Raw genomic sequence first — 25,088 nt, forward strand, 5'->3', positions numbered from 1 at the left:
GCCGCCGGCAGGGCGGCGGCCGGGCGCTGCCACCCGCGGGAGCCGCGGGCCCGCAGCCATGCCGTGGTCTCCTCGGGCGGCATCGCGGCGGCCACGAGCCAGCCCTGGACCGCGTCGCAGCCGAGGTCGCGCAGGCGCTCCCAGGTCTCGTCGTCCTCGACGCCCTCGGCGACCACCAGCAGCCCCAGGGAGTGCGCGAGGTCGACGGTGCAGCGGACGATCTCCGCGTCCTCGTTGTCGATGGCCAGCCGGGCCACGAACGAGCGGTCGATCTTGAGCTCGCTCACCGGGAGCCGCCGCAGGTGCACCAGGGAGGAGTAGCCCGTGCCGAAGTCGTCCAGGGACATCTTCACGCCGTGCCCGGTCAGGCCGGCCAGGGTGTCCGCGGCCCGCTGCGGGTCCTCCAGGAGGACGTGCTCGGTGATCTCCAGCTGCAGCGAGCCCGCCGGGACGCCGTGCCGGGCGAGCCGTCCGGCGACCGCGCCCGCGAAGCCGGGGGTGTGCACGTCGCGCGGCGAGACGTTCACCGCGACGGGGACGTGCAGCCCCTGGGCGCGCCACTTGGCGACCTGGCCGAGGGCCGTCTCCAGCACGTACTCCGTCAGGTGCGGCATCAGCCCGGAGGACTCGGCTATCGCTATGAACTCGTCCGGCGGCACCCTGCCCCGCTCCGGGTGCACCCACCGCACCAGCGCCTCAAGGCCGGCCACCTGCCCGTCGAAGCGGACCTTGGGCTGGTAGTGGAGCTCCACCTCGTGCGCGTCGAGGGCGCGCCTGAGGTCACCCAGCAGTCCGAGGCGGTCCGGGGTGTTCGAGTCGCGCTTGGACTCGTACACCTCCACCCCGGTGCGGTCGCGCTTGGCCTGGTACATCGCCACGTCGGCCCGGCGCAGCAGCCCCTCCGCGTCGAGCGCGTGGTCGGGGAAGACGGCGAGTCCGGCGCTGGCCTCCATGACGAGGGTGAGCCCGTCGAGGTCGAGCGGTGAGCCGAGCGCGGAGACGAGGTTGCGGGCGACCCGGCTGGCGGACGTGGTGGAGTCGGCGACCGGCAGCAGCACGGCGAACTCGTCGCCGCCCAGCCGCGCGGCCTCCGCCCCGCGCGGCAGCGCCACCCGCAGCCGGTCGGCGATCTGGAGCAGCAGCCGGTCGCCCGCGAGGTGCCCGAGGGTGTCGTTGACGGAGCGGAAACGGTCCATGTCGATCAGCATCAGGGCCGACCGCGCACCGATCCGCTCCGCGTTGTCGAGCGCCGTCCAGGTGCGCTCCAGCAGCCACTGCCGGTTGGGCAGCCCGGTGAGCGGGTCGCGCAGCTGCTCCTCGGCGCGGACGCGGGCGAAGTGCAGCGTGGAGTCGAGCGCGAAGAGGGGGATGGCGAACAGCGGCAGCAGGATGGGCTGCGCCACGGCCACCACGCAGACGAGCGGTGCGATGCCGAGCAGCGCGGCCGCCACGATCCCCTGCCGGACCAGCGCCGTGCGGGCGATGGTGGGCACCCCGCCGCCGCGCGGGGCGTGCAGGTACCAGAGCAGTCCGCGGGTGACCAGCAGGTAGGCGGCGGCGACCAGCACCACCTGGGGCGCCGCGTAGAGGTTCCAGGTCTCGGGGTTCCAGGGCGACTCGACGGAGGGGACGCGGCCGAAGGCGCCGAGCACCAGGGCCCCGGCGCCGATGCCGAGGATGTCCACCGCGCCGTGCAGCACGCCCTGCCGCCAGTGGCCCCGGCGGGCGACGCCGACCAGGACGACGACGGTGAGGCTGACCATGCCGGCCGGCACCCAGCCGTACAGCAGCAGGACGGCGAGGACCAGGGCGGCGCCGGAACCGGTGCCGCCCCACCAGCGGGAGCGGCCCAGGGCGACGAGGTGGCCGACGATGACACCGGCCAGCACGGCCAGCGCCCAGCCGGCCGTACCGGACGGGAAAAGGGCGTGCTGGCCGCTGAACGCGCGGTAGAAGCCGGCGCCCAGCACCGCGCCCGCCACCCCGACGACGGCGGCGGGCAACACGGGCCAGGTCAGGTGCCGTTCGGTGTCCTCGGTGTCACGGTCCACCAGGCGGCCATGAGCGGGGTCGTGGCCCGTGAGCCCGCCGCGCACGTCCGCGGCCGCCCGCCCCGACGGCCGCCCTGCCCCTGCCCGTCGGCTGCTCAGCCATGCTCCGGACAGCCGGCGCAGGCGCAGCCGCGGGTCCGGGGCGGCGCTCTCGGTCGGTTCCATTCCCGTCCCTCTCACAGCCGGCGGTGCCCACGCAGCGCGGCCCGTTGCTCCCGACAGACCTTCAACGGCACCGCGTCTGAAAACCCACCACGCGTCTGGGCACGGCAGGCGCACACCTCAACAGTAGGCCGCAGAAGGCTTCCACGGGCAGCGGTCGCCGACGGTTGCCCGAATGCGACCCGGCCACCCGTATGCATCTGGTATGCGCCGATCGGGTGGCCTTCAACCGCTACTCCTCGGTCGGAAGTGCGACTTCCGCGGCCGCTTCCGGCCCCTCCTCGAGCAGGACGGCGAAGCCCTCCTCGTTCAGCACGGGCACCTTGAGCTGCATGGCCTTGTCATATTTCGATCCCGGATTGTCACCCACAACGACGAAGGAAGTCCTCTTGGAAACGGAACCAGTCACTTTCGCGCCGCGGCTCTGCAGGGCTTCCTTCGCCCCGTCCCGTGTGTGGTGTTCCAGCGTGCCGGTGACCACGACGGTGAGTCCTTCGAGCGGACGGGGCCCCTCGTCCTCGCCGGAGCCCTCGTCCTCCATGCGGACCCCGGCCGCCTTCCACTTGCGCAGGATCTCCTGGTGCCACTCCTCCGCGAACCACTCCTTGAGCGCCCGGGCGACGATCGCGCCCACGCCGTCGACGGCGGTGAGCTCCTCCTCCGTGGCCTGCTGGATGCGGTCCACGGAACGGAACTCGCGGGCCAGCGCCTCGGCCGCGACCGGACCGACGTGCCGGATCGACAGCCCTGTCAGGATCCGGGCCAGCGGGCGGTCCTTCGCGGCCGCGATGTTCTCCAGCATCGCGAGGGCGTTCTTCCGCGGCTCGCCCTGCTGGTTGGCGAAGACCGTGGCGATCTTCTCCTCGCCCGTCTCCGGGTTCCGCTTGGGCAGTCCGCTGTCCTGGTCGAGGACGTACGCCTTGATGGGGAGCAGCTGCTCGACGGTGAGGTCGAAGAGGTCGCCCTCGTCCAGGAGCGGCGGCTCGGCCGGCTCCAGCGGCTTGGTGAGCGCCGCGGCGGCCACGTACCCGAACTGCTCGATGTCCAGGGACTTGCGCCCGGCGAGGTAGAACAGCCGCTCGCGCAACTGGGCGGGGCAGCTGCGGGCGTTGGGGCAGCGCAGGTCGACGTCGCCCTCCTTCATGGGCCTGAGCGGCGTGCCGCACTCGGGGCACTCCGACGGCATCACGAACTCCCGCTCGCTGCCGTCGCGCAGGTCGGCGACCGGGCCGAGGATCTCCGGGATGACGTCCCCGGCCTTGCGCAGCACCACCGTGTCGCCGATGAGGACGCCCTTGGCCTTGACCACGTCCTGGTTGTGCAGCGTGGCGAACTCGACCTCGGAGCCCGCCACCGTGACCGGCTCGACCTGCGCGTACGGCGTGACGCGGCCGGTGCGGCCGACACCGACGCGGATGTTGACCAGCCTGGTGTTGACCTCCTCCGGCGCGTACTTGTAGGCGATGGCCCAGCGCGGGGCGCGCGAGGTGGAGCCGAGGCGGCCCTGGAGGGGGATCTCGTCGAGCTTGATGACGGCGCCGTCGATCTCGTGCTCCACGGAGTGGCGGTGCTCGCCGAAGTACGCGATGAACTCCCGGACGCCGTCGAGGCCGTCCACCACCCGGTTGTGCCGGGCGGTCGGCAGGCCCCAGGAGCGCAGCATGTCGTACGCCTCGGAGAGGCGGGTGAGGCCGGTGAAGCCCTCCAGGGCGCCGATGCCGTGGACCACCATGTGCAGGGGTCGGGTGGCGGTGACGCGGGGGTCCTTCTGCCGCAGTGAACCGGCCGCCGCGTTGCGCGGGTTGGCGAAGGGCTTGTCACCGGCCTCCACCAGGCGGGCGTTCAGCTCCTCGAACTTCTCCATCGGGAAGTAGACCTCACCGCGGATCTCCACGAGGTCGGGGACCCGGTCCCCCTTGAGACGGTCCGGGATCTCCGCGATGGTGCGGACGTTGGGCGTGATGTCCTCGCCGGTGCGGCCGTCGCCGCGGGTCGCCGCGCGCGTGAGGCGGCCCTTCTCGTAGGTGAGGTTCACGGCGAGGCCGTCGACCTTGGGCTCGCACAGGAAGTGGTACGTCTGGGAGCCCAGCTCCCTGGCGATGCGGTCGGCCCAGGCGGCCAGGTCCTCGTCGTTGAACGTGTTGTCCAGGGACAGCATGCGCTCGCGGTGCTGGACCGCGGTGAACTCCGTCTCGTACGACCCGGCGACCTTCTGGGTCGGCGAGTCGGGCGTGCGCAGCTCCGGGTACTCCTGCTCCAGCTCCTCCAGGGAGCGCAGGAGGCCGTCGAAGTCCGCGTCGCTGATGACGGGTGCGTCCTTCACGTAGTACCGGAAGCGGTGCTCCTCGACCTGCTCGGAGAGCTGTGCGTGCCGCTGCCGTGCCTCGGCGGGTACCGCTGTGGACTCCGCTTGCTTGTCGCCGGCCACCGTGTCGTCCTCCCGTTACTCTGGGTTGTCCGCGAGGGATCTCGCCGCCCGGACGCAGTGGGCGAGCGCCCGGCGCGCGTACTCGGGGGAGGCTCCCGCGAGTCCGCACGACGGAGTGACCGTGACCGCGTCCGCGAGAAGCCCCGGAGACAGCCCCAGCCTGCGCCACAGCGTCCTGACCCCCATGACGCTACCCGCAGGGTCCGACAACGGGCCGTCGGTGCCCGGCACGACACCGGCGAGGAGCCGGGTGCCGCTCTCCACCGCCTCCCCGATCACCTCGTCGTCACGCTCGGTGAGCAGGGAGAAGTCGAAGGAGATCGCACTCGCGCCCGCCCGGCGCAGCAGCGCGAACGGGACGTCCGGTGCGCACGAGTGGACCACGACGGGGCCGCCACCGTGCACCCCCACGACGTCCCGGAGGGCGGCCTCGACGACCTGCCGGTCCACGGCGCGGTGCGTGCGGTAGCCGCTGGCGGTCCGCACCTGTCCGCGCAGGACGGCGGTGAGGGAGGGCTCGTCGAGCTGGAGGACGACCTGCGCGCCGGGGACGCGCCGCCGCACCTCGGCGAGGTGCAGGCGCAGCCCCTCGGCGAGCGAGGCGGCGAGGTCCCGGCAGGCGCCCGGGTCGGACAGGACGGCCTCGCCGTTGCGCAGCTCCAGGGCCGCGGCGAGGGTCCAGGGTCCGACGGCCTGCACCTTCAGCGGCCCCTCGTACCCCTGCGTGAACTCCTCCAGCGCGTCGAGGTCCTCGCCGAGCCAGGACGCCGCCCTTCTGGTGTCCCGGCCCGGCCGGTCCCCGAGCCGCCAGCCGCTGGGCTCCACGCGCGCGTACAGCTCGACGAGCATCCCCGCGCTCCGCCCGATCATGTCGGCGCCGGGTCCGCGCGCGGGCAGCTCGGGCAGGTACGGCATCCCGGTCTCCGGCCCCTCGAAGGTGCCGGTCACGGTCCGGGCGGCCTCACGCGCGTCGCCGCCGGGCATGGACCCGACACCGGTGGCGGGCCCGAACCGGACCCCGCTGTTCTCATTCGCTGCTGTGGAACTCACCCCCGAAGGGTACGTAACCCCGCGCGCGCGTCAGCGCCCCGGACGCACCGTCAGGTCGTTCACCTCGGCGTCCCGGGGCAGGTCCAGGGACATCACGACGGTGGTGGCGACCGACTCCGGGTCGATCCACTCGGCGGGGTCGTACTCCCTGCCCTCCTGCTGATGCACCTTGGCCTGCATGGGGCTCGCGGTGCGCCCCGGGTAGACGGAGGTGACCCGGACGCCGTTGCCGTGCTCCTCGTGGCGCAGGGAGTCCGCCAGGGCCTTCAGACCGTGCTTGGAGGCGGCGTACGCGCCCCAGTCGCCGAAGGCGCGCAGCCCGGAGCCCGAGTTGACGAAGACGACCTGGCCGCGGGCCGTGCGGAGCTGGGGCAGGAGGTGGCGGGTGAGCTCGGCCGGCGCGATCAGGTTCACGTTCAGCTGGTGGTGCCAGGACTTGGGAGTCAGCTCCCCGATGCGGCCGAGCTCGATGACGCCCGCGCTGTGGATGAGCGAGTCGACCCGCTCGGGCAGCGTCTGGTGGGAGAAGGCCCAGGAGAGCCTGTCGGGGTCCGCGAGGTCCCCCACCAGGGTCCTCGCGCCGGGGAACTCGGCCGCCAGCTCCTTGGCGCGGCCCGCGTCGCGCGCGTGCAGCCAGATCTCGTCCCCGCGCGCGTGCAGACGGCGGGCGACGGCCGCGCCGATGCCGGAACCGGCTCCGGTGATCACATGTGTAGCCATGCCCGCCATGCTCGCATCACCGGCGCACCACTGCGGCTCACTCGATGCCCTGGCTCTCCTCCAGGTGGGCCAGTGCCCCCACCGGCTCCTCCGCGAAGAGGACCAGCTCGGTGAGGGGCCGCGGCAGGAAGCCCTCGGCCTCCATGCGCCGGAACTGCTCCTTGAGGCCGTCGTAGAAGCCGGCCGTGTTCAGCAGCACCACCGGCATCTCCGTGTGTCCGTGCTTCTTCAGCTCCAGGATCTCGGTCGCCTCGTCGAGCGTGCCCGTGCCGCCGACCATGATGATCACCGCGTCGGCCTTCTCCAGCAGCAGCCGCTTGCGCTCGGCGAGGTCCTTCGCGACGACCATCTCGTCGACCCCCGGCCGCACCCGGTCCGAGAGGAACTCGACGGAGACGCCCACCAGGCGCCCGCCCGCCTCCTCCACCCCGTCCGCGACGACCTTCATGAGCCCCACATTGGAACCGCCCCACACCAGGGAGTGCCCGCCCTTGCCGATGAGCTCCGCGAGCTCGCGCGCGGGGCGGGTGTAGCGCTCGTCGAGGTCGGCGGCGGAGAGGAAGACACAGATGTTCATGGGCAGCACAGTACGGGGAAGAAGCACGGGCTTCGCGGTGCTTCCCCTGCCATGACCACTCGACACGGACACGAGATCACCATCGAGCGCGGTACCGAGCACGTCCGCGTGGTGCGCGACGGCACGGTCCTCGCGGACAGCACCCGCCCCCTGGTCCTGCGGGAGACGGGCTGTCCCGTGCGCTACTACCTCCCCGCGGAGGACGTCCGCACGGACCTGCTGACGGCCTCCGACACCACCACCTACTGCCCGTTCAAGGGCACGGCGTCCTACTGGTCGCTGCCGGACGCCGCGGACCTCGTGTGGGCGTACCCCGAGCCGAAGGAGGAGGTCGCCGAGTTGAAGGGGCACCTGTGCTTCTACGACGCCGAGGTGTCGGCCTAGGGCTCAGCCCGCGCCGACGGCAGCACGCGCGCGCGTGGTGGACGCGATCGTCGCCGACCCCACCACCCGCGTCCCGTCGTACAGCACGATCGCCTGGCCGGGCGCCACGCCCCGCACCGGCTCCGTGAAGGACACCCGCAGCTCGCCGGCGACCAGCTCCGCCGTGACCTCGGTCTCGCCGCCGTGGGCGCGGAGCTGGGCGGTGTAGGTGCCGGGGCCGGAGGGGGCCGTGCCGCACCAGCGGGGCTTGATCGCGGTCAGGGCGGTGACGTCCAGGGAGGCCGCCGGGCCCACCGTCACCGTGTTGTCGACCGGGGAGATGTCCAGGACGTAGCGCGGCTTGCCGTCGGGGGCCGGGGTGCCGATGCGCAGGCCCTTGCGCTGGCCGATCGTGTAGCCGTACGCGCCCTCGTGGGTGCCGATGGTGGTGCCGGACTCGTCGACGATGTCGCCCTCGGCCTTGCCGAGGCGGCGGGCCAGGAAGCCCTGGGTGTCGCCGTCGGCGATGAAGCAGATGTCGTGGGAGTCGGGCTTCTTGGCGACCGCGAGGCCCCGGCGCTCGGCCTCGGCGCGGATCTCCTCCTTGGTGGTGACCGTGTCGCCGAGCGGGAACAGCGCGTGGGCGAGCTGCCTCTCGTCCAGCACGCCGAGGACGTAGGACTGGTCCTTGGCCATGTCGGAGGCGCGGTGCAGCTCGCGCGTGCCGTCGTCCAGCGTGACGACCTGCGCGTAGTGGCCGGTGCAGACCGCGTCGAAGCCCAGGGCCAGCGCCTTGTCGAGGAGCGCGGCGAACTTGATCTTCTCGTTGCAGCGCAGGCACGGGTTCGGGGTGCGCCCCGCCTCGTACTCGGCGACGAAGTCCTCCACCACGTCCTCGCGGAAGCGCTCGGCGAGGTCCCACACGTAGAACGGGATGCCGATCACGTCCGCGGCGCGGCGGGCGTCACGGGAGTCCTCGATGGTGCAGCAGCCGCGCGCCCCGGTGCGGAAGGACTGCGGGTTCGCGGAGAGCGCGAGGTGCACGCCGGTCACGTCGTGACCCGCTTCCGCGGCGCGGGCGGCGGCGACGGCGGAGTCCACCCCGCCCGACATGGCGGCGAGGACGCGGAGGGGGCGGGTGCGCGGCGAGGTCTCAGTCATAGCCCCTCAAGAGTACGGGGCGCCGGGAACCGGAGGGCGCCCGTGTCCGTTGAGGCCCACGTGGGGGAGAGAAGAGCTTCCAAGAACGGTGACCGGCGGTTCGGCCGGCGCGCCCTGCTGATCGGCGGGGCGGCGGCCGCCGGTGCGGTCGTCCTCGCGCGCGAGGACCTGGTGAAGCTGTACTGGCAGGCGCCGGGCGCGCAGAAGCCGCGCACGGAGGGCGACGTCGACTTCGCGGGGGTCCGCTGGGTGGCGGCCTCCTCGGCCAACTACCGGGCCGCGGACCGGCCCGACGACTACTCCATAGACATGGTGGTCATCCACATCACCCAGGGCAGCTTCGACAGTGCCGTACGGGTGTTCCAGAACCCGGCGCACCGTGCGGCCGCGCACTACATCGTCCGCAAGGACGGTCACATCACCCAGATGATCCGCGAGCTGGACGTCGCGTACCACGCGGGCAACCGCGACTACAACGAACGCAGCGTCGGCATCGAGCACGAGGGCGTCGTGGAGGACCCGGCGGCCTTCACGGACGAGATGTACGCGGCGTCCGCGCAGCTCACGGCCCGGATCTGCGCGCGGTACGACATTCCTGTCGACCGCGAGCACATCATCGGGCACGTGGAGGTGCCCGGTTCGGACCACACGTGCCCCGGCACGCACTTCGACTGGGACCGCTACCTGCGGCTGGTGCGGGAGGCGCGCACGGAACAGGCCTGAGTGCCTGTGTCCGGTCCCCGGCCGGGCTCCTATGCCTGTTGCGAAAGTCCCGTCGTCCGCCCGAAGGGCGGGCCGGGCGGCGGGACTTTCGCAACAGGCCCTAGACGAGCCCCGCCGTGCGCGCCCGTTCCACCGCCGGGCCGATCGCCTTCGCCACCGCCTCCACGTCCTCGCGCGTGGAGGTGTGGCCGAGGGAGAAGCGGAGCGTGCCGCGGGCCAGGTCGGGGTCGGCGCCGGCGGCCAGCAGGACGTGGCTGGGCTGGGCGATGCCCGCCGAGCACGCGGAGCCGGTCGAGCACTCGATGCCCTGGGCGTCGAGGAGCAGCAGGAGGGAGTCGCCCTCGCAGCCGGGGAACATGAAGTGGGCGTTGGCCGGGAGGCGCCCCCCGGGGGCCGGGTCGCCGCCCAGGATCGCGTCCGGGACGGCCGCGCGGACCGCGTCGACCAGTTCGTCGCGCAGGCCGCCGATCTCCCGCGCGAACCACTCCCGCCGCTCGGCGGCGAGCCGCCCGGCCACGGCGAAGGAGGCCACGGCGGGGACGTCCAGGGTGCCGGAGCGGACGTCGCGCTCCTGGCCCCCGCCGTGCAGCACCGGCACCGGGCCGTGCTCCCGGCCCAGCAGCAGCGCGCCGATGCCGTACGGCCCGCCGACCTTGTGGGCGGTCACGGTCATGGCGGCGAGCCCCGAGGCACCGAAGTCGACGGGCAGCTGGCCGAAGGCCTGGACGGCGTCGGCGTGCAGCGGTACGCCGTACTCCGCGGCCACGTCGGCCAGTTCGCGGACCGGCATCACGGTGCCGATCTCGTTGTTGGCCCACATGACGGTGGCGAGGGCGACGTCGTCGGGGTCGCGGGCGATGGCCGCGCGCAGGGCCTCGGGGTGGACCCGGCCGTGGGGGTCGACGGGCAGGTACTCGACGGTGGCGCCCTCGTGCTCACCGAGCCAGTCCACGGCGTCCAGCACGGCGTGGTGCTCGACGGGGCTGGCGAGCACCCGGGTGCGGGCGGGGTCGGCGGCCCGCCGGGACCAGTACAGGCCCTTGACTGCGAGGTTGTCGGCCTCGGTGCCGCCTGAGGTGAACACCACCTCGCTGGGGCGGGCGCCGAGGGCCTCGGCGAGGGTCTCGCGGGCCTCCTCGACGGTCCGGCGGGCCCTGCGGCCGGCCGCGTGCAGCGAGGAGGCGTTGCCGGTGACGCCGAGCCAGGCGGTCAGCTCCTGCACCGCCTCGGGGAGCATCGGGGTGGTCGCCGCGTGGTCGAGGTAAGCCATGATTTCCCGATTCTACGGCGGCGCCCCGGACCGCCCTCGACCGACATGGCGCCGTGCGGCCGACGGATGTGCGCAGGGAGCCGCGCCGGCTCAGCCCAGCCGCACCCGCGCCAGCTGCCGCGACTGGGCGACCAGCCGGTCCGCGCTGTCCCAGACCTCGGCGTCCTCCTCCAGGAAGCCGCCGGCGAGGTTGCGCGTGGTGACCGACACCCGCAGCGGGCCGGGCGCCGGGCGGCACCGTACGTGCACCGTGAGCTCGACCGTGGGGACCCATCCGGACAGGCCCAGCTCGAAGGCCGTGGGCGGCAGCGCGTCCACCGCGAGCAGCAGCGCGAGGGGGTCGGGGTCGCGGCCGTCCGCGAGGCCGAACCAGGCCCGCATCTCGCCCTTCCCGGAGGGTGCGCCGAGTGCCCAGCCGAGCGTCGAGGGGTCGAGCCTGAGCAGCAGCCGGTCGGCGATCGCGGAGCTGCCGGGGACCGGGGCGGGCCCGTCCTCTGCGCCGAAGCACTGCTCGACGGGCGGCATGGCGGGCGGCTCCGCCGTGGTGCGGACGTCGTCGGGCAGGGTGTCCAGGTCGCCGTAGGAGGCGAGGACGCGGATGCGCTCCACCTCGCGGCCGTCCTCGTCGCGCTGGAAGAGGGAGGCCTGGCCGGTGGAGAGGGTGCGGCCGGTGCGGACGACATCCGCGCGGACCACCGCGGGGCCCGGCCGGGAGGCGGTCAGGTAGTGCGCGGTGACGGTGAACGGGTCGGCATGCGGCAGGGCGTCCGCGAGGGCGCGGCCGAGCACGGCGAGGAGGTAGCCGCCGTTGACGGCGTCGAAGATCGTCCACCCGGCGGAGAGGTCGATGTCGTAGACGCCCTCGTCACGTCGGATGAGGGCGGTGTCACGGTCGAACTCGCTGTCGCCGATGGTCGCCTGGGGTGCCTGAACCATGGCGGTACCGTACAACGAAATTGTTACTAAGCGGTAGCTTCATAGTGCGGCACCTTGCCGTCCCGGTCCTCCGTCTCCGCCACCTCGACCGCCGTCGACCTGCGGTTCCACGCGCGCGGCGCCCGCCAGTGGTAGCGCATCGCGAGCAGCCGCAGCACGAAGGCGGTGACCACGGCGAGGCCGGAGGTGACGGCGTTCAGCGCGTCGAAGCGGATGCAGACGGCGACCATCGCGGCGCCGACCATCGCGGGCACGGCGTACAGGTCACGGTCCCAGCGGAGCAGCGAGGGCACATCGTTGGCGAGCACGTCACGGAGCACGCCGCCGCCGACCGCCGTGGCGAGGCCCAGCGCGGCCGACGCGGGCAGGTTCAGCCCGTACTCGTACGCCTTCACCGTGCCCACCACACAGAACAGCCCGAGCCCCGCCGCGTCGAACACGTTCACGGCCGTCTCGATCCGCTGCACCTCCGGGTGGAGGAAGAAGACCAGGCCGGCGGCGAACAGCGGGGTGAGGAAGTAGCCGAGGTCGGTGAAGGCGGCGGGCGGTACGGCCCCGATGACCAGGTCCCGGAAGAGTCCCCCGCCCAGCGCGGTGACCTCCGCGATGACGGCGAGGCCGAACACGTCGAAGTTCTTGCGCACGGCCAGCAGCGCACCGGAGACGGCGAACACGAAGATGCCGATCAGGTCGATCGTGTGCTGGACCGAAGGGCTGAAGATTGACTGGAACACCCTGCCATTCTCACCCAAGCGAAAGCCCCCACCTTGAGAACCAAGGTGGGGGCTCCGTCACACCCGCGCTATCACTTGCCGTCCGACTCCGGGGCCTTCTTCTCGGAGGACCCGGGGATCTCCTTCGCGGAGGACTCGGAAGTCTCCTTCGCGGCGGCAGCCTCCGGCGTCACCTCGGCAGAAGGCTCCGGGGTCTCCTGCACGGCAGGCTCCGGGGTCTTCTCGGCGGCGGGCTCCGGGGTCTTCCCGGCGGCAGGCTCCGGGGTCTTCTCGGCGGCGGGCTCCGGGGTCTTCTCGGCGGCGGCGGGCTTCGCGGACGCCGCCTCCGGCACCAGCTCCGCCGCCTCCTTCGCGGCCGACAGCAGCACGGTGTCCTGCGGGGCCTGGTCCGCGAAGTTCTCCGGGTGGTGGCAGGCCACCCGCTGTCCCGGCTTCAGCTCCAGGAGCGGCGGCTCGGTGGTCCTGCAGATCTCCGTCGCCTTCCAGCACCGCGTGTGGAAGCGGCAGCCGCTCGGCGGCGCGATGGGCGAGGGCACGTCACCCTTGAGCAGGATGCGCTCGCTCTTCTGGTGCCGCCGCTTCGGGTCCGGGATCGGCACCGCCGACATCAGCGCCTTGGTGTACGGGTGCATCGGCGCGTCGTACAGCGAGTGGCGGTCGGCCAGCTCGACGATCTTGCCGAGGTACATCACCGCGATGCGGTCCGAGACGTGCCGGACCACGGAGAGGTCGTGCGCGATGATCACGTACGTCAGGCCGAGCTCGTCCTGGAGGTCGTCCATCAGGTTCACGACCTGCGCCTGGATGGACACGTCGAGTGCGGAGACCGGCTCGTCGGCCACGACCATGCGGGGCTTGAGGGCCAGCGCGCGGGCGATGCCGATGCGCTGGCGCTGGCCGCCGGAGAACTCGTGCGGGTACCGGTTGTAGTGCTCCGGGCTCAGGCCCACCAGCTCCAGGAGGCGCTGGACCTCCTTCTTGACCCCGCCCTCGGGCTCCACGTTCTGCAGCTTGAACGGCGCGGAGACGATGGAGCCGATGGTGTGCCGGGGGTTCAGCGAGCCGTACGGGTCCTGGAAGATCATCTGGATGTCGCGGCGGAGCGGCCGCATGCCACCCGTGTCCAGGTGCGTGATGTCGGTGCCGTCGAACTCGACCTTGCCGCCCGACGGCTCCAGGAGGCGGGTGATCAGCCGGCCCATGGTCGACTTGCCGCAGCCGGACTCGCCGACGACACCGAGGGTCTCGCCGCGGCGCACCTCGAAGTCGATGCCGTCCACGGCCTTGACCGCCCCGACCTGCCGCTGCAGCAGGCCCTTCTTGATGGGGAAGTGCTTGACCAGGCCCTCGACCTTGAGCAGCGGTTTCTCGTCGGTGTCGGTCACGGCCGTCGTCCCTGTCCGGGTGTCGGTGTCACTCACAGCTTCGGCACAATCTCTTCGTTCCAGATCCGCGTGCGGTCCTCCTGCGGCATGTGGCAGGCGGTGAAGTGCCGGCTGCCGACCTCACGCAGTTCGGGGCGCTCCGTGCGGGTGATGTTGCCCTTGGGCACGTCGGCGTACGGGCAGCGCGGGTTGAAGGCGCAGCCCGAGGGGACGTTGATGAGGCTGGGCGGCGAGCCCTTGACCGGGATGAGCCGGTCGGTCTGGGCACGGTCGATGCGCGGCATCGAGCCGAGCAGGCCCCAGGTGTACGGGTGCTGCGGGCCCTCGAAGATCTGGTCGACGGGTCCGCGCTCCACACACCGTCCGCCGTACATCACCAGGATGTCGTCGGCGATCTCGGCGACCACGCCGAGGTCATGGGTGATGATGATGACCGCGGAGCCGAACTCCTTCTGCAGGTCCCGGACGAGGTCCAGGATCTGCGCCTGCACCGTCACGTCGAGCGCGGTGGTCGGCTCGTCCGCGATCAGCAGTTCGGGGTTGTTGACCAGCGCCATCGCGATCATGGCGCGCTGGCGCATACCGCCGGAGAACTCGTGCGGGTAGCTGTTCACCCGCTTGGCCGGCTCCGGGATGCCCACGCGGTCCAGGAGCTCGACGGCACGCTTGCGGGCCGTCTTCTTGTCCACGTCGTGGTGGACCCGGTAGGCCTCCACGATCTGGTTGCCGACCGTGTAGTACGGGTGCATGGCGGACAGCGGGTCCTGGAAGATCATCGCCATCTCGCGGCCGCGCAGCTTGCGCACCTCGTCGGGGTCGGCCCCGACGAGCTCCTTGCCGTCGAGCCAGATCTCACCGGACATCTGCACGTTCTTGCCGCGCGCGCCGAGCCGGTGCAGGCCCATGACCGCCAGCGAGGTCACCGACTTGCCGGAGCCGGACTCGCCCACGATGCCGAGGGTCTTGCCCTTCTCCAGCTGGAAGGAGAGCCCGTCGACGGACTTGACCAGGCCGTCGTCGGTCGGGAAGTGCACCTTCAGGTCGCGCACGTCGAGGAACGCCTTGGGGTCGGCCTCGGTGCGCTCGGGCTCGCTCACCGCGGCCCCGGTCTTGGTCTGGTCGGTCACGAGAGCCTCACGCGCGGGTCGACGGTGGCGTACAGCACGTCCACCACCAGGTTGCAGAGCACGACGAAGAAGGCGGCCAGCAGCGTGACGCCCAGGATCGGCGGCAGGTCGTTGTCGGTGATCGCCTGGACGGCGTACTGGCCGATGCCGGGCAGCGAGAACACCGATTCGGTGATCACCGCGCCGCCGAGGAGAAGGCCGATGTCCATGCCGAAGACCGTAACAATCGGGGTGAGCGCGGCGCGCAGACCGTGCTTGACGACGACCTTCCGCTCGCCCAGGCCCTTGGCCCGCGCGGTGCGGATGAAGTCCTCGTTCATGGTCTCGAGCATGCCGGACCGGGTGAGGCGCGCGTAGATGGCGGAGTAGAGCAGGGCCAGCGAGCACCAGGGCAGGAACAGGGTGTTCGCCCATTGGGACGGGTTCTCGGTCAGCGGCACGTAGGTGCGGCCGAAGATCTCCAGCTGGTAGCTGAAGACCAGCAGGGCGAGCTGACCGGTGAAGAACATGGGGAGCGAGACGCCGGCGAGCGCCACGCCCATCGCGGAGCGGTCGAAGATCGAGCCGGGCTTCAGGGCGGAGACCACACCGGCGGCGACACCGGAGACCAGCCACAGCACGGCGGCACCGGCGGCGAGCGAGAGGGTCACCGGGAGGCGGTCGACGAGCTGCGGCCAGACCTCGATGTGCTGCTTGAAGGAGTAGCCGAAGCACGGCATGTTGCACTGCGTGGTGGTCGGCCCGAGGTCATAGGTGGCGCCGGAGACGATCCCCTTGATGAACTCGAAGTACTGCTGGTAGACCGGCTTGTCCAGCCCGAGGTTGGCCTTGACGGCCGCGATGTCCTCGGGCGAGGGGCTCTTCCCGATGTACTGCGCGGCCAGCTGGTCGGGCGTCTGGCCGGCCAGTTTCGGCAGCAGGAAGAAGATGCCGAAGGTGACCGCGGTGACGACCAGCAGCAGTACGACTGCCGCGATCGCCCGGCGGATGATGTACGAGATCACGGGGACCGGCGCCGGCGCCCGCGGGTTGTGCGACCCGCGGGCGCCAATGCCTTCACCTGCCTTCCAGGGCTACTTCTTGGTGGTACCGATGTTGAGGTAGTCGTACTGACCGGTGTAGCCGGACGTGGAGACCACGTTGGTGGCGTACGGCGAGCGGTACAGCAGGTTCTTGAGGTAGGTCAGCGGGACGATGACGGCCTCGTCCATCGCCTTCTTGTCGATCTGGGCGTAGAGCTTCTCGCGCTCGGCCTGGTCCTCGGTCTGGATCGACTTGTCGAGGAGCTCGTTGAGCTCCTTGTTGTCGACGTAGGAGAGGTTGGTATTGCCGGACGCGCCGATCGCGGCACCGTTCAGGATGTTGTTCAGGAAGCCGTAGCCGCTGGGCCAGTCGGAGCTCCACTGCATCATCATCAGGCCGACGTTGTTGTCCTCGGTGAACTTCTGCACGCCCGCGTAGTCGGTGAAGTACTTGCCCGACGGGTACTGCTTGATCGACGCCTCGATGCCGACCTTCTTCAGCGAGTCCACGATCGCGGTGGCCGCGTCGACCTCGCCCGGACGGTCGGTGCGCGCGGTGATGCTGGTCTTGATGGTGTCCTCGCCGCAGGCCTTCAGCTGCTCCTTGGCCTTGGCGACGTCGCCCTTGTTGCCCTCGGAGGCGTACGTGTCGGCCTTCTGGTAGCCGGTGACGTCCGGCGGGAGCACGGTGGTGGCGATGTCACCACGGACCGGGCCGCCCATCGCGGTCTGCACGGAGACCTTGTCGACGGCGTACTGCACGGCCTTGCGGCAGGCGACGTTGTCGAACGGCTTCACCTTGGTGTTGACCGCCATGTAGACGAGCCGGCTGCCGTACGGGTTGTCGGTGTTGGCCTTGGCGTCCGCGTCGTTCAGGATCTGCGCCTGGGTCGACGCCTGGACACCGGTGCCGGCCAGATCGGCGATGATCGCGCCGGACTGAAGGTCCTTGTCGATCGTCTCCGGGTTCTGCTTCAGCTTGACGACGATCTTGTCCGGGTACTGCTTCCGGATCGGGTCCGTCTTCTCGTCCCACTTGTCGTTGCGGACGAGGACGGCCTGCTTGCCCTGCTCGTAGCTCTCGAACTTGTACGAGCCGGAAGAGACGATCTTCTTCTCGTACTCGATGCCCGTGTCCTTGGCCTTGGGCACCGGAGCCGTCTGCGGCATCGCCGCGACGTAGTCGAACTCCTGGAACGGCTTGTTGAGCTTGAAGACGATCGTGGTGTCGTCCGGCGTCTCGATGGACTCCAGGCCCTTGTCGCTCTTGTCCTTGTACGGGCCCTTGTACTTGTCCCCGTCCTCCATCAGGACCTGGAAGTAGTTGGGGCCGAGGGACAGCACGTCACGCGCGAAGTTGGAGCGCTCGACGGCGTACTTGACGTCCTTGGACGTGATCGCGGTGCCGTCCTCGTAGGTGAGGCCCTTGCGCAGCTTGTACGTCCAGGTCTTACCGCCGTCGCTGGGCACGCCCGCGCTCTCGGCGAGGTCCGGGACCAGCTCGTTGCCCGCGTTGCCGGCGCCCGGCTTGTACGTCATCAGCGCACGCGCGTAGAGACGGCTGAAGTTGAGCATGTAGCCGTAGTACGTGTTGCCCGGGTCGAAGGAGTCCGGCACGTCGGACATCGCGTAGGTGACCGTGCCCCCCTTCTCGGTGGAGGCGTTGACGACGTCCTTGGTGGCCGCGTCGGCCCCCGCCGCCTTCGTCTCGCTGTCCCCGTTCTCCTCGGCCTTGCTGCAGCCGGACAGCACGAGGCTGGCGCTGCCTATGGCCGCGGCGACGGCGATTACTGACCTTCGCATGGTGGGTGGGTTCCTCTTCGTCGGTTGAACACGTGGGCTGGACGCGGCACCCGGCCGCGACCGCAGACGTCAGCGGCTGCGGGGGTCGAGGGCGTCCCTCAGGCCGTCACCCAGGAGGTTGAAGGCCAGGACGGTGATGAAGATGGCGAGACCAGGAACGATCATGAACTGCGGGTTGACCTCGAAGAAGTCGACCGCCTGGTTGAGCATGCCGCCCCACGAGGCCTGCGGCGGCTGGATGCCGACACCGAGGAAGCTCAGCGAGGCCTCGAAGAGGATGTTGGTCGGGATCAGCAGCGTCGAGTAGACGATGATCGGCGCGACCAGGTTGGGCAGCAGTTCCTTGAAGAGAATGTACGGACCCTTGGCTCCGAGACCCAGGGAGGCGTCCACGAACTCGCGCTGGCGCAGGGCCATCGTCTGGCCGCGGACGATGCGGCCCATGTAGGGCCAGTTGAAGAAGCCGATGACGAAGATCAGCACCCCGATGTGCAGCGGCAGTCCCTCGAGCCCGAACGCGCCGCCCTGCAGGGTCGCCGAGATGGCGATCGCGAAGAGCAGCAGCGGGAAGGCGAGGAAGGTGTCCATCAGGCGGCTGATGATCGAGTCGACCCGGCCGCCGTAGTAGCCGGCGACCAGGCCCAGCACGACGCCGATCGCGTTGGACAGGAGCGTCGCGCCGAAGGCCACGACGAGGGAGACCCAGGAGCCCTCCAGGATGCGCGCGAGGATGTCGCGCCCGAACTTCGGCTCCACTCCGAGCGGGTGCTCCCAGCTCATGCCGCCGAAGCCGCCCAGCGGAAGCGTGGTGTTGGGGTCGATGAGGTCCTGGTGGAACTCGTTCGGGTCGAGGCCCAGCAGTGCCTGGAGCGGACGGGAGAGGGCGGCGATGACGATGAGCAGCACGACAACGATGCCACCCGCCATCGCCAGCTTGTCGCGCTTGAAGCGGGTCCAGGCGATCTGCCCGAGGGACCGGCCCTCGATCTTCTTGGCCTCGACGCCCGCCAGGACGGCCTCGGGCTGGGCCTCGGCCTGCGATCCCGTGGTCTCGATCGGTGCCGTCACAAGTGCCTTGCCCCTTCTCGCCGGTGGTTCACCGGCTTACGCACGCCGCTGTACGGCCTGATTCGCTGTGTTGCCGCGCAGGGTCCTGGATGACACCCCGTGATGAAGGGGTGCGCCTGCGCAGTCGATGTCTCCCCCGAGACTCGCGCCGGGGCTCGAAGGACCCCACGCATGATTGTGGCGAGTCTTCAACGCCGTCACGATCACCCGCCAGACGTGACGGAGAAAGTATGCACAACCGTGATGCCTTTCGAGGTGTTCCGTTATCCGGACGCCGTTCAACGGGGGTCGGACACGGGGCACTTGGGGCGCAAGGGGGCGCGGCGGTCATTTACCCGCGTAGATGCGGACATCGCATGACCAAAGCACCCCCACTCTTGTGGAGGCGTTGTGGAGGCGTGTCGAAGAGTGAGAAAGCGTCAGGTGCGTACGCCGGACGAACCCGGTCGTCCCGGTCGTCCCGGTCGTACGGACCGCGGACGGATCAGTACCCGCCCGGGTAGCCGTACCCCCCGCCGGCCGGGGCCTGGGCGGGGGCCGCGTGGGCCTCACGGTCGTAGAACGGGCGGGCGTTGGCGCGCAGCCACATCGCCACCGGGTCGTCACCGTCGGACATCGCGACGGTCGAGACGGGCAGCCCGTCCGGCACGGCGCCGATGGACTGCTGCATCATCGCCCGCACGGAGTCCACCGCGGCCGGCGAGGTGTCGTACACGTCGAGCCCGATGGCCAGGTACGGCGCGCCGAGCGCGGGCTGCACCCAGGCCCGGCGCAGCGAGCGGACCGCCATGGTGCGGTGGGCGTTCTGCGTGAGCAGGGCGTAGAACTGCGGGATCTGGATGCCGGGCTCGGAGAGCCGGAGCGGGCCCGAGGGCTGGCGGTCCAGGCCGGTGGCGATGCGGCGCAGGTCGAGCCAGGGGATGCCGACGCCGCCGCCCGGCGCGTGCGGGTTCAGCCACAGGCCGTAGTGGTCGGGGTAGAGGGTGCGGGCGACGTCGAGGCCGTCGACCACCTCGTAGGAGCGGTTCCAGCCGCTGGCGGACAGCTCCTGGGCGGAGGTGACGCAGGGCGCGTAGCCGTATCCGTCCACCTCCATGTTCCCGTACTGGGCGTCCGGGGAGCCGGCCTGCCCGTGCCAGAGCAGCATCCAGACCTGGCCGGAGGCGGGGGCCGCGAGGGCGCGCAGGAGCGCCTCATAGGCGTCGTAACGCCCGGGCGTCACCTGGCGCAGCATGTGCTCGACCTGCCCGGCCGCGGCCGTGCCCGACGCGCTCACCCTCTACCGCCCCTTCGCCACACCATCACGTCAAAATCGAACCGGACCCGGTCGCGGTGACGCGTCCGGCGCTCCGCCGGGCCCGCCGACCTCCCGGCCGAGCCATTCTGCAACGCCCGGGAACGGTCCCGGGCTCCCCGGCTCCGGCGCACGGCCTCGTCCCACCGGGCCATGGAACCAGGGTAATCGTCCCTTCCGACAGCGACTTGACGCACGCCGCGGGAGGTGTCCGCCCACCGGCGTGCGGCCGTCGGCGAGGTTCAGTACCCCTGCTGGTAGAAGGGCCGCACCCGCTCGCGCAGCCAGTCGACCACCGGGTCCTGCGCCACGTCGAGGAAGATCATGTTCACCGGGTACCGCACCGCGGCCCGGCCCATCGCGCGGCCCACCGCGTCGAGCGGGACGGCATGGTCCGTGTCCCAGGGGGCCAGTTCGACACCGATGAACATCACCGGATCGGCGGTCTCGATCGCGGCCAGACAGCGGCGGGCGGAGAGCACCACGCCGGTCGCCGCGAACTCGGCCGAGGCCGCGGCGAGGAAGTCCACCGGTTCGTCCTGCCAGTCCGGCTCGAACAGGCGCACCCGCGCCCCGCCCGCGTCGCCGTCCAGCTCGGTCCGCCCGGCCCGGCACAGCTCGGCCACCGCGGCCGGCGGCAGCGGTACGGCGACCACGCCGTCCGGGTTCACCACGAGGCCGGCCTGCGGCGGCAGTCCGCGGGCGAACTCCACGGCGGGCGCGACCGTGAACGACATGTGGGTGCCGACCACCTGCCGGAACTGCTGCTCCGAGCTGAAGACCGGCACGTACACCTGTCCCTCCAGCTGCAGCGTGGGCAGGTCGAGGGGGCCGCTGTCGGGGCCGCCGCCCTCCGGCAGCGGGATCCACAGGAAGCTGCGGGCGAGGACCTCGACGATCCGGCCGCCGGCGCCCGGCCGGCCGAGCGACGCCGAGAGCACCTCCTCCAGTTCGTTGCCGGGCCATCCGCCGTGGCCCTGGGGGTGCGCCTGTGCCGGGAAGTCCGCCGGGAAGTCCATCTGCCGCCTACCGCCTGCTCGTACCGCGTACCGCTGCTGAGGGTCAAAACCCTAATGGCCGTGGCGCTCAGATCGTGAAGTCGATCCGCGTCAGCACCTCCGCCGCCTCCCGGTCCAGCACCACCGCGGAGCCGCAGCCCTCCGGCAGGCGCCCCTGCTCCACCGTGCGCAGCAGCCGGGACGTCGCCGCGAGGTGGCGGGCGAAGGCGTAGCGGGAGACCCCGCGTCCGCGCTCCCGCTGGCCGTCGCGGGCCTGGCCGGGCGAGACGTCGAGGAGCAGCAGGTGCAGCGTGCCGCCCCGGCGGCGGGCCTCCCGGGCGAGCCAGCCGCGCACCCAGGCCTGGGTGCCGCAGTCGTGCACGACGACGCCGCTGCCGGAGCGCAGGGCCCGGTGCAGGCCCGCGTAGTGGGCGAGCCGTACCAGCGGCCGGTAGACGGCGTACGGCAGTAATCCGGCCAGCCGGGCGTCGAAGCGGTCACGGGTGTCCTGGGAGTCGATGCGCGGGCCCCGCACCGCGCGCCGCATGAGGGTCGACTTGCCGCTGCCGGGGAGGCCCGTGACGACGACGAGGTCGTGGGTGCCGAAGGAGAGGTCGTGGGGGCTGCGGCCCGAGCGTTCCCTCAGGTCGCGGACGACCACCTGGGGGTACGGGCCGCGCGCGGCCCGGGCCCGGCCGGCCGGCTGCTCGGGCAGCGCCAGGCCGGAGGTCGTGGCGCACGCCGTGGTCCTGTTCACCGTGATCGTCCTCCCCATGGGTATGGCGACCCATCCCCGTCGAGTGTAAAGAGAAGGTAATGCCCGGTGTTTCCTTTTCCGTTTCTGTCCTGCCACAGCCCTGCTACAGGACGCTGTGACGCGTGGCGGATCCTGTCCAGAGGCTGTGCGGATTCCACTTTCCGGCCCGGCGGGGACCCCTCTGCCGCGGCGCGCCGATGCGTGCAATGATGTGCCCGCCAACTGCATACCGGCCGCTTGAATCCGCGCGGGAGAGTTCCCGGTCAGCCGCTGTCCGCCGCTGCCACCGGGGCGCCGAAGGAGCAAGTCCCTCCCTTGAATCTCTCAGGCCCAGTTACCGCGCGGGCGAGGCACATCTGAAAAGCGAGCCGCTCCGCGGTGGCTCCACCCAAGGTGCAAGCCGCCGACCGTGACCGACAGCCGTCGGGAGGTCGGGGCGAACCTCTCAGGTTTCGATGACAGATGGGGAGGAACGACCTCGCCCGTCATGCCCTTGGAGCACCCCCGATGAGCAGCAGCCCCCTCCGCCGTACCGCGCTCGATGCCGTGCATCGCGCGCTCGGCGCCACGATGACCGACTTCGCCGGCTGGGACATGCCCCTGCGGTACGGCTCCGAGCGCGACGAGCACCTCGCCGTGCGCACCCGGGCCGGTCTGTTCGACCTCTCGCACATGGGTGAGATCACGGTGACCGGCCCGGGGGCCGCCGCCCTGCTGGACCACGCGCTGGTCGGCGCCATCGGTGCCGTGAGGACCGGCCGGGCCCGCTACACCATGATCTGCCGCGAGGACGGCGGCATCCTCGACGACCTGATCGTCTACCGGCTGGACGAGACCGAGTTCATGGTCGTCGCCAACGCCTCCAACGCGCAGGTCGTGCTGGACGCGCTCACCGAGCGGTCCGCGGGCTTCGACGCCGAGGTGCGCGACGACCGCGACGCGTACGCGCTCCTCGCCGTGCAGGGCCCGGAGTCCCCGGGGATCCTGGCCTCCCTGACCGACGCCGACCTGGACGGCCTGAAGTACTACGCGGGCCTGCCCGGCACCGTCGCGGGCGTCCCCGCGCTGATCGCCCGCACCGGGTACACCGGCGAGGACGGCTTCGAGCTGTTCGTCGCTCCCGCCGACGCGGAGAAGCTGTGGCAGGCGCTCACCGACGCGGGCGCCGCCGCGGGCCTCACCCCCTGCGGCCTGTCCTGCCGGGACACGCTGCGCCTGGAGGCGGGCATGCCGCTGTACGGGCACGAGCTGTCCACCGCGCTCACCCCGTTCGACGCGGGACTCGGGCGGGTCGTGAAGTTCGGCAAGGAGGGTGACTTCGTGGGGCGCGCCGCCCTCGAGGAGGCCGCCGCCCGGGCCGAGCAGAACCCGCCGCGGGTGCTCGTCGGCCTGGTCGCCGAGGGCCGCCGGGTCCCGCGCGCCGGGTACGCGGTCGTCGCGGACGGCGCCGTGATCGGCGAGGTCACCTCCGGGGCGCCGTCCCCCACCCTCGGCCGGCCGATCGCCATGGCGTACGTGGACGCCGCGCACGCCGCGCCCGGCACACCGGGGGTCGGTGTCGACATCCGGGGCACCCACGAACCGTACGAGGTCGTGGCGCTGCCGTTCTACCGTCGCCAGAAGTAGCCGGACCGTCGGTGCGGCCACCGGGCCGCACCGACAGTGGCGCGCACCGCACGTGACGTATGTGACACCGCGCACGTTTTCCCTGCTCACGAGCGTTTTCAGCAGTCCCCCATTCCGCATCACTCCCCCGCGTACAGGAGAATTCCAGCCATGAGCAACCCCCAGCAGCTTCGCTACAGCAAGGAGCACGAGTGGCTGTCGGACGCCGAGGACGGCGTCTCGACGATCGGCATCACCGAGTTCGCGGCCAACGCGCTCGGTGACGTCGTCTACGCCCAGCTCCCGGAGGTGGGCTCCACGGTGACCGCGGGCGAGACCTGCGGCGAACTGGAGTCCACCAAGTCCGTCAGCGATCTCTACGCCCCGGTCACCGGTGAGGTCACCGAGATCAACGACGACGTGGTCGGCGACCCGTCGCTGGTGAACTCCGCCCCCTTCGAGGGCGGCTGGCTGTTCAAGGTACGCGTCACGGAGGAGCCGAAGGACCTGCTCTCCGCCGACGAGTACGCCGCATTCTCCGCCGGCTGAGAGGTCGTTTCCGACACATGTCGCTTCTGAACACGCCCCTGCACGAACTGGACCCGGACGTCGCCGCCGCCGTCGACGCCGAGCTGCGCCGCCAGCAGTCCACCCTGGAGATGATCGCCTCGGAGAACTTCGCTCCGGTGGCCGTCATGGAGGCCCAGGGCTCGGTGCTGACCAACAAGTACGCCGAGGGCTACCCGGGCCGCCGCTACTACGGCGGCTGCGAGCACGTCGACGTCGCCGAGCAGATCGCCATCGACCGGGTCAAGGAGCTGTTCGGCGCCGAGTACGCCAACGTGCAGCCCCACTCCGGTGCCTCCGCCAACCAGGCGGCGCTCTTCGCGCTGGCCCAGCCCGGTGACACCATCCTCGGCCTGGACCTGGCGCACGGCGGCCACCTGACGCACGGGATGCGGCTGAACTTCTCCGGCAAGCAGTTCGACGTGGTCGCCTACCACGTCGACCCCGCGACCGGCCTGGTCGACCTGGCCGAGGTCGAGCGGCTCGCCAAGGAGCACCGCCCCAAGGTGATCATCGCGGGCTGGTCGGCGTACCCGCGGCAGCTCGACTTCGCCGAGTTCCGCCGGATCGCCGACGAGGTCGAGGCGTACCTGTGGGTGGACATGGCGCACTTCGCCGGTCTGGTCGCGGCGGGCCTGCACCCGAACCCGGTGCCGTACGCGGACGTGGTGACCTCCACGACGCACAAGACGCTGGGCGGCCCGCGCGGCGGCATCATCCTGGCGAGGAAGGAGTTCGCGAAGAAGCTGAACTCCTCCGTCTTCCCGGGCTTCCAGGGCGGCCCCCTGGAGCACGTGATCGCCGCGAAGGCGGTCTCCTTCAAGGTCGCGGCCACCGAGGAGTTCAAGGAGCGCCAGCAGCGCACGGTGGACGGCGCCCGCGCCCTCGCCGAGCGGCTGACCGCCCCGGACGCCCGCGAGGCCGGCGTGAACGTGCTGTCCGGCGGGACGGACGTCCACCTCGTCCTGGTCGACCTGCGCGAGAGCGAGCTGGACGGGCAGCAGGCCGAGGACCGCCTCCACGAGGTCGGCATCACGGTCAACCGCAACGCCGTGCCGAACGACCCGCGCCCGCCGATGGTCACCTCCGGCCTGCGGATCGGCACGCCCGCCCTCGCCACCCGCGGCTTCACGGCCGAGGACTTCACCGAGGTCGCGGACGTGATCGCGGAGGCGCTGAAGCCGTCCTACGACGCCGAGGCGCTGCGGGCCCGGGTGACCGCGCTCGCGGAGAAGCACCCGCTCTACCCCGACCTGGGCAAGTAGTACCGCTGTTCCCTCCGGGGCG

At 71.4% G+C, this 25,088-nt stretch carries 22 protein-coding genes and 1 riboswitch; of the genes, 5 read left to right on the forward strand and 17 right to left on the reverse strand.

The genetic code is table 11. The features are described from left to right. From UW392_RS22970 to UW392_RS22990, 5 genes are all read right to left on the reverse strand, one after another. The coding region (locus tag UW392_RS22970; protein ID WP_320776970.1) for a bifunctional diguanylate cyclase/phosphodiesterase at nucleotides 1-2,216 on the reverse strand (2,216 nt) is incomplete at its 3' end. 229 nt (nucleotides 2,217-2,445) lie between these two features. Continuing rightward, nucleotides 2,446-4,641, reverse strand: coding sequence for an NAD-dependent DNA ligase LigA (ligA, locus tag UW392_RS22975; RefSeq protein WP_320776971.1), 2,196 nt, complete (start codon nucleotides 4,639-4,641; stop codon nucleotides 2,446-2,448). Between the two features lie 15 nt (nucleotides 4,642-4,656). After that, complete coding sequence (locus tag UW392_RS22980) at nucleotides 4,657-5,691, reverse strand: methionine synthase (protein ID WP_320776972.1); 1,035 nt, start codon at nucleotides 5,689-5,691, stop codon at nucleotides 4,657-4,659. A gap of 30 nt (nucleotides 5,692-5,721) precedes the next feature. Continuing rightward, nucleotides 5,722-6,420 carry an SDR family oxidoreductase gene (locus tag UW392_RS22985; RefSeq protein ID WP_320776973.1) on the reverse strand — a complete coding sequence of 233 codons (699 nt, stop codon included), beginning with the start codon at nucleotides 6,418-6,420 and terminating at the stop codon, nucleotides 5,722-5,724. A gap of 28 nt (nucleotides 6,421-6,448) precedes the next feature. Then, nucleotides 6,449-6,988 (reverse strand): TIGR00730 family Rossman fold protein, encoded by a 540-nt coding sequence (locus UW392_RS22990; protein ID WP_320776974.1) that lies wholly within the window; start codon nucleotides 6,986-6,988, stop codon nucleotides 6,449-6,451. Between the two features lie 51 nt (nucleotides 6,989-7,039). Between UW392_RS22990 and UW392_RS22995 the strand changes: the two genes are divergently transcribed. Beyond that, nucleotides 7,040-7,372: a DUF427 domain-containing protein gene (locus UW392_RS22995; protein ID WP_320776975.1), complete on the forward strand. Its 333-nt coding sequence runs from the start codon at nucleotides 7,040-7,042 to the stop codon at nucleotides 7,370-7,372. A gap of 3 nt (nucleotides 7,373-7,375) precedes the next feature. Here UW392_RS22995 and mnmA read toward each other — a convergent pair whose 3' ends face one another. Then, complete coding sequence (gene mnmA / locus UW392_RS23000) at nucleotides 7,376-8,512, reverse strand: tRNA 2-thiouridine(34) synthase MnmA (protein WP_320776976.1); 1,137 nt, start codon at nucleotides 8,510-8,512, stop codon at nucleotides 7,376-7,378. A 60-nt stretch (nucleotides 8,513-8,572) separates the two neighbouring features. Here mnmA and UW392_RS23005 point away from each other — a divergent pair, with 60 nt between their 5' ends. Continuing rightward, on the forward strand, nucleotides 8,573-9,235 hold the full coding sequence (locus UW392_RS23005) for a peptidoglycan recognition family protein (protein WP_320777006.1): 663 nt from the start codon (nucleotides 8,573-8,575) through the stop codon (nucleotides 9,233-9,235). A gap of 100 nt (nucleotides 9,236-9,335) precedes the next feature. Here the strand turns inward: UW392_RS23005 and UW392_RS23010 are convergent, their stop codons facing one another. From UW392_RS23010 to UW392_RS23060, 11 genes are all read right to left on the reverse strand, one after another. Further along, a complete protein-coding gene (locus tag UW392_RS23010; protein ID WP_320776977.1) occupies nucleotides 9,336-10,505 on the reverse strand; it encodes a cysteine desulfurase family protein in 1,170 nt (389 codons plus the stop codon). A gap of 90 nt (nucleotides 10,506-10,595) precedes the next feature. Continuing rightward, nucleotides 10,596-11,441, reverse strand: coding sequence for a thioesterase family protein (locus UW392_RS23015; protein ID WP_320776978.1), 846 nt, complete (start codon nucleotides 11,439-11,441; stop codon nucleotides 10,596-10,598). Between the two features lie 26 nt (nucleotides 11,442-11,467). Beyond that, the gene (locus UW392_RS23020) at nucleotides 11,468-12,175 is read right to left on the reverse strand and encodes a trimeric intracellular cation channel family protein (RefSeq protein WP_320776979.1); all 708 of its coding nucleotides are present in this window, start codon (nucleotides 12,173-12,175) and stop codon (nucleotides 11,468-11,470) included. Nucleotides 12,176-12,246: 71 nt separating this feature from the next. Beyond that, the gene (locus tag UW392_RS23025; protein WP_414496620.1) at nucleotides 12,247-13,596 is read right to left on the reverse strand and encodes a dipeptide ABC transporter ATP-binding protein; all 1,350 of its coding nucleotides are present in this window, start codon (nucleotides 13,594-13,596) and stop codon (nucleotides 12,247-12,249) included. Continuing rightward, nucleotides 13,593-14,687 (reverse strand): ABC transporter ATP-binding protein, encoded by a 1,095-nt coding sequence (locus tag UW392_RS23030; RefSeq protein ID WP_320776981.1) that lies wholly within the window; start codon nucleotides 14,685-14,687, stop codon nucleotides 13,593-13,595. The genes UW392_RS23025 and UW392_RS23030 overlap by 4 nt, the downstream gene beginning before the upstream one ends. After that, nucleotides 14,684-15,691 carry an ABC transporter permease gene (locus UW392_RS23035; protein WP_320776982.1) on the reverse strand — a complete coding sequence of 336 codons (1,008 nt, stop codon included), beginning with the start codon at nucleotides 15,689-15,691 and terminating at the stop codon, nucleotides 14,684-14,686. Before UW392_RS23035 ends, UW392_RS23030 begins: the two co-directional genes overlap by 4 nt. A gap of 69 nt (nucleotides 15,692-15,760) precedes the next feature. Further along, nucleotides 15,761-17,512, reverse strand: coding sequence for an ABC transporter substrate-binding protein (locus tag UW392_RS23040; protein ID WP_320776983.1), 1,752 nt, complete (start codon nucleotides 17,510-17,512; stop codon nucleotides 15,761-15,763). A gap of 69 nt (nucleotides 17,513-17,581) precedes the next feature. After that, nucleotides 17,582-18,580, reverse strand: a complete 999-nt coding sequence (locus tag UW392_RS23045; protein ID WP_320776984.1) for an ABC transporter permease — start codon at nucleotides 18,578-18,580, stop codon at nucleotides 17,582-17,584. 484 nt (nucleotides 18,581-19,064) lie between these two features. Beyond that, nucleotides 19,065-19,856, reverse strand: a complete 792-nt coding sequence (locus UW392_RS23050) for an enhanced serine sensitivity protein SseB C-terminal domain-containing protein (protein ID WP_320776985.1) — start codon at nucleotides 19,854-19,856, stop codon at nucleotides 19,065-19,067. Between the two features lie 260 nt (nucleotides 19,857-20,116). Beyond that, the gene (locus UW392_RS23055; protein ID WP_320776986.1) at nucleotides 20,117-20,893 is read right to left on the reverse strand and encodes an enhanced serine sensitivity protein SseB; all 777 of its coding nucleotides are present in this window, start codon (nucleotides 20,891-20,893) and stop codon (nucleotides 20,117-20,119) included. 67 nt (nucleotides 20,894-20,960) lie between these two features. Continuing rightward, on the reverse strand, nucleotides 20,961-21,647 hold the full coding sequence (locus tag UW392_RS23060; protein WP_320776987.1) for an AAA family ATPase: 687 nt from the start codon (nucleotides 21,645-21,647) through the stop codon (nucleotides 20,961-20,963). A 220-nt stretch (nucleotides 21,648-21,867) separates the two neighbouring features. Then, nucleotides 21,868-21,979, forward strand: a riboswitch (glycine riboswitch). Between the two features lie 157 nt (nucleotides 21,980-22,136). Between UW392_RS23060 and gcvT the strand changes: the two genes are divergently transcribed. The 3 genes from gcvT to glyA all read left to right on the forward strand — a co-directional run bounded on the left by gcvT (nucleotide 22,137) and on the right by glyA (nucleotide 25,066). Beyond that, a complete protein-coding gene (gcvT, locus tag UW392_RS23065; protein WP_320776988.1) occupies nucleotides 22,137-23,255 on the forward strand; it encodes a glycine cleavage system aminomethyltransferase GcvT in 1,119 nt (372 codons plus the stop codon). 150 nt (nucleotides 23,256-23,405) lie between these two features. After that, nucleotides 23,406-23,783: a glycine cleavage system protein GcvH gene (gene gcvH, locus UW392_RS23070; protein WP_320776989.1), complete on the forward strand. Its 378-nt coding sequence runs from the start codon at nucleotides 23,406-23,408 to the stop codon at nucleotides 23,781-23,783. Nucleotides 23,784-23,800: 17 nt separating this feature from the next. Then, nucleotides 23,801-25,066, forward strand: a complete 1,266-nt coding sequence (gene glyA / locus UW392_RS23075) for a serine hydroxymethyltransferase (protein WP_320776990.1) — start codon at nucleotides 23,801-23,803, stop codon at nucleotides 25,064-25,066. Nucleotides 25,067-25,088: the final 22 nt, after the last annotated feature.

Source organism: Streptomyces sp. CRN 30 (assembly GCF_034105845.1).

Bases quoted from the DNA above. Each gene is read 5' to 3' on its own strand.
- UW392_RS22985 (WP_320776973.1), bottom strand. From the start codon at position 6,420: ATGGCGGGCATGGCTACACATGTGATCACCGGAGCCGGTTCCGGCATC.
- UW392_RS22990 (WP_320776974.1), bottom strand. From the start codon at position 6,988: ATGAACATCTGTGTCTTCCTCTCCGCCGCCGACCTCGACGAGCGCTAC.
- UW392_RS22995 (WP_320776975.1), top strand. From the start codon at position 7,040: ATGACCACTCGACACGGACACGAGATCACCATCGAGCGCGGTACCGAG.
- mnmA (WP_320776976.1), bottom strand. From the start codon at position 8,512: ATGACTGAGACCTCGCCGCGCACCCGCCCCCTCCGCGTCCTCGCCGCC.
- UW392_RS23010 (WP_320776977.1), bottom strand. From the start codon at position 10,505: ATGGCTTACCTCGACCACGCGGCGACCACCCCGATGCTCCCCGAGGCG.
- UW392_RS23015 (WP_320776978.1), bottom strand. From the start codon at position 11,441: ATGGTTCAGGCACCCCAGGCGACCATCGGCGACAGCGAGTTCGACCGT.
- UW392_RS23040 (WP_320776983.1), bottom strand. From the start codon at position 17,512: ATGCGAAGGTCAGTAATCGCCGTCGCCGCGGCCATAGGCAGCGCCAGC.
- UW392_RS23055 (WP_320776986.1), bottom strand. From the start codon at position 20,893: ATGGACTTCCCGGCGGACTTCCCGGCACAGGCGCACCCCCAGGGCCAC.
- UW392_RS23060 (WP_320776987.1), bottom strand. From the start codon at position 21,647: ATGGGGAGGACGATCACGGTGAACAGGACCACGGCGTGCGCCACGACC.
- gcvT (WP_320776988.1), top strand. From the start codon at position 22,137: ATGAGCAGCAGCCCCCTCCGCCGTACCGCGCTCGATGCCGTGCATCGC.
- gcvH (WP_320776989.1), top strand. From the start codon at position 23,406: ATGAGCAACCCCCAGCAGCTTCGCTACAGCAAGGAGCACGAGTGGCTG.
- glyA (WP_320776990.1), top strand. From the start codon at position 23,801: ATGTCGCTTCTGAACACGCCCCTGCACGAACTGGACCCGGACGTCGCC.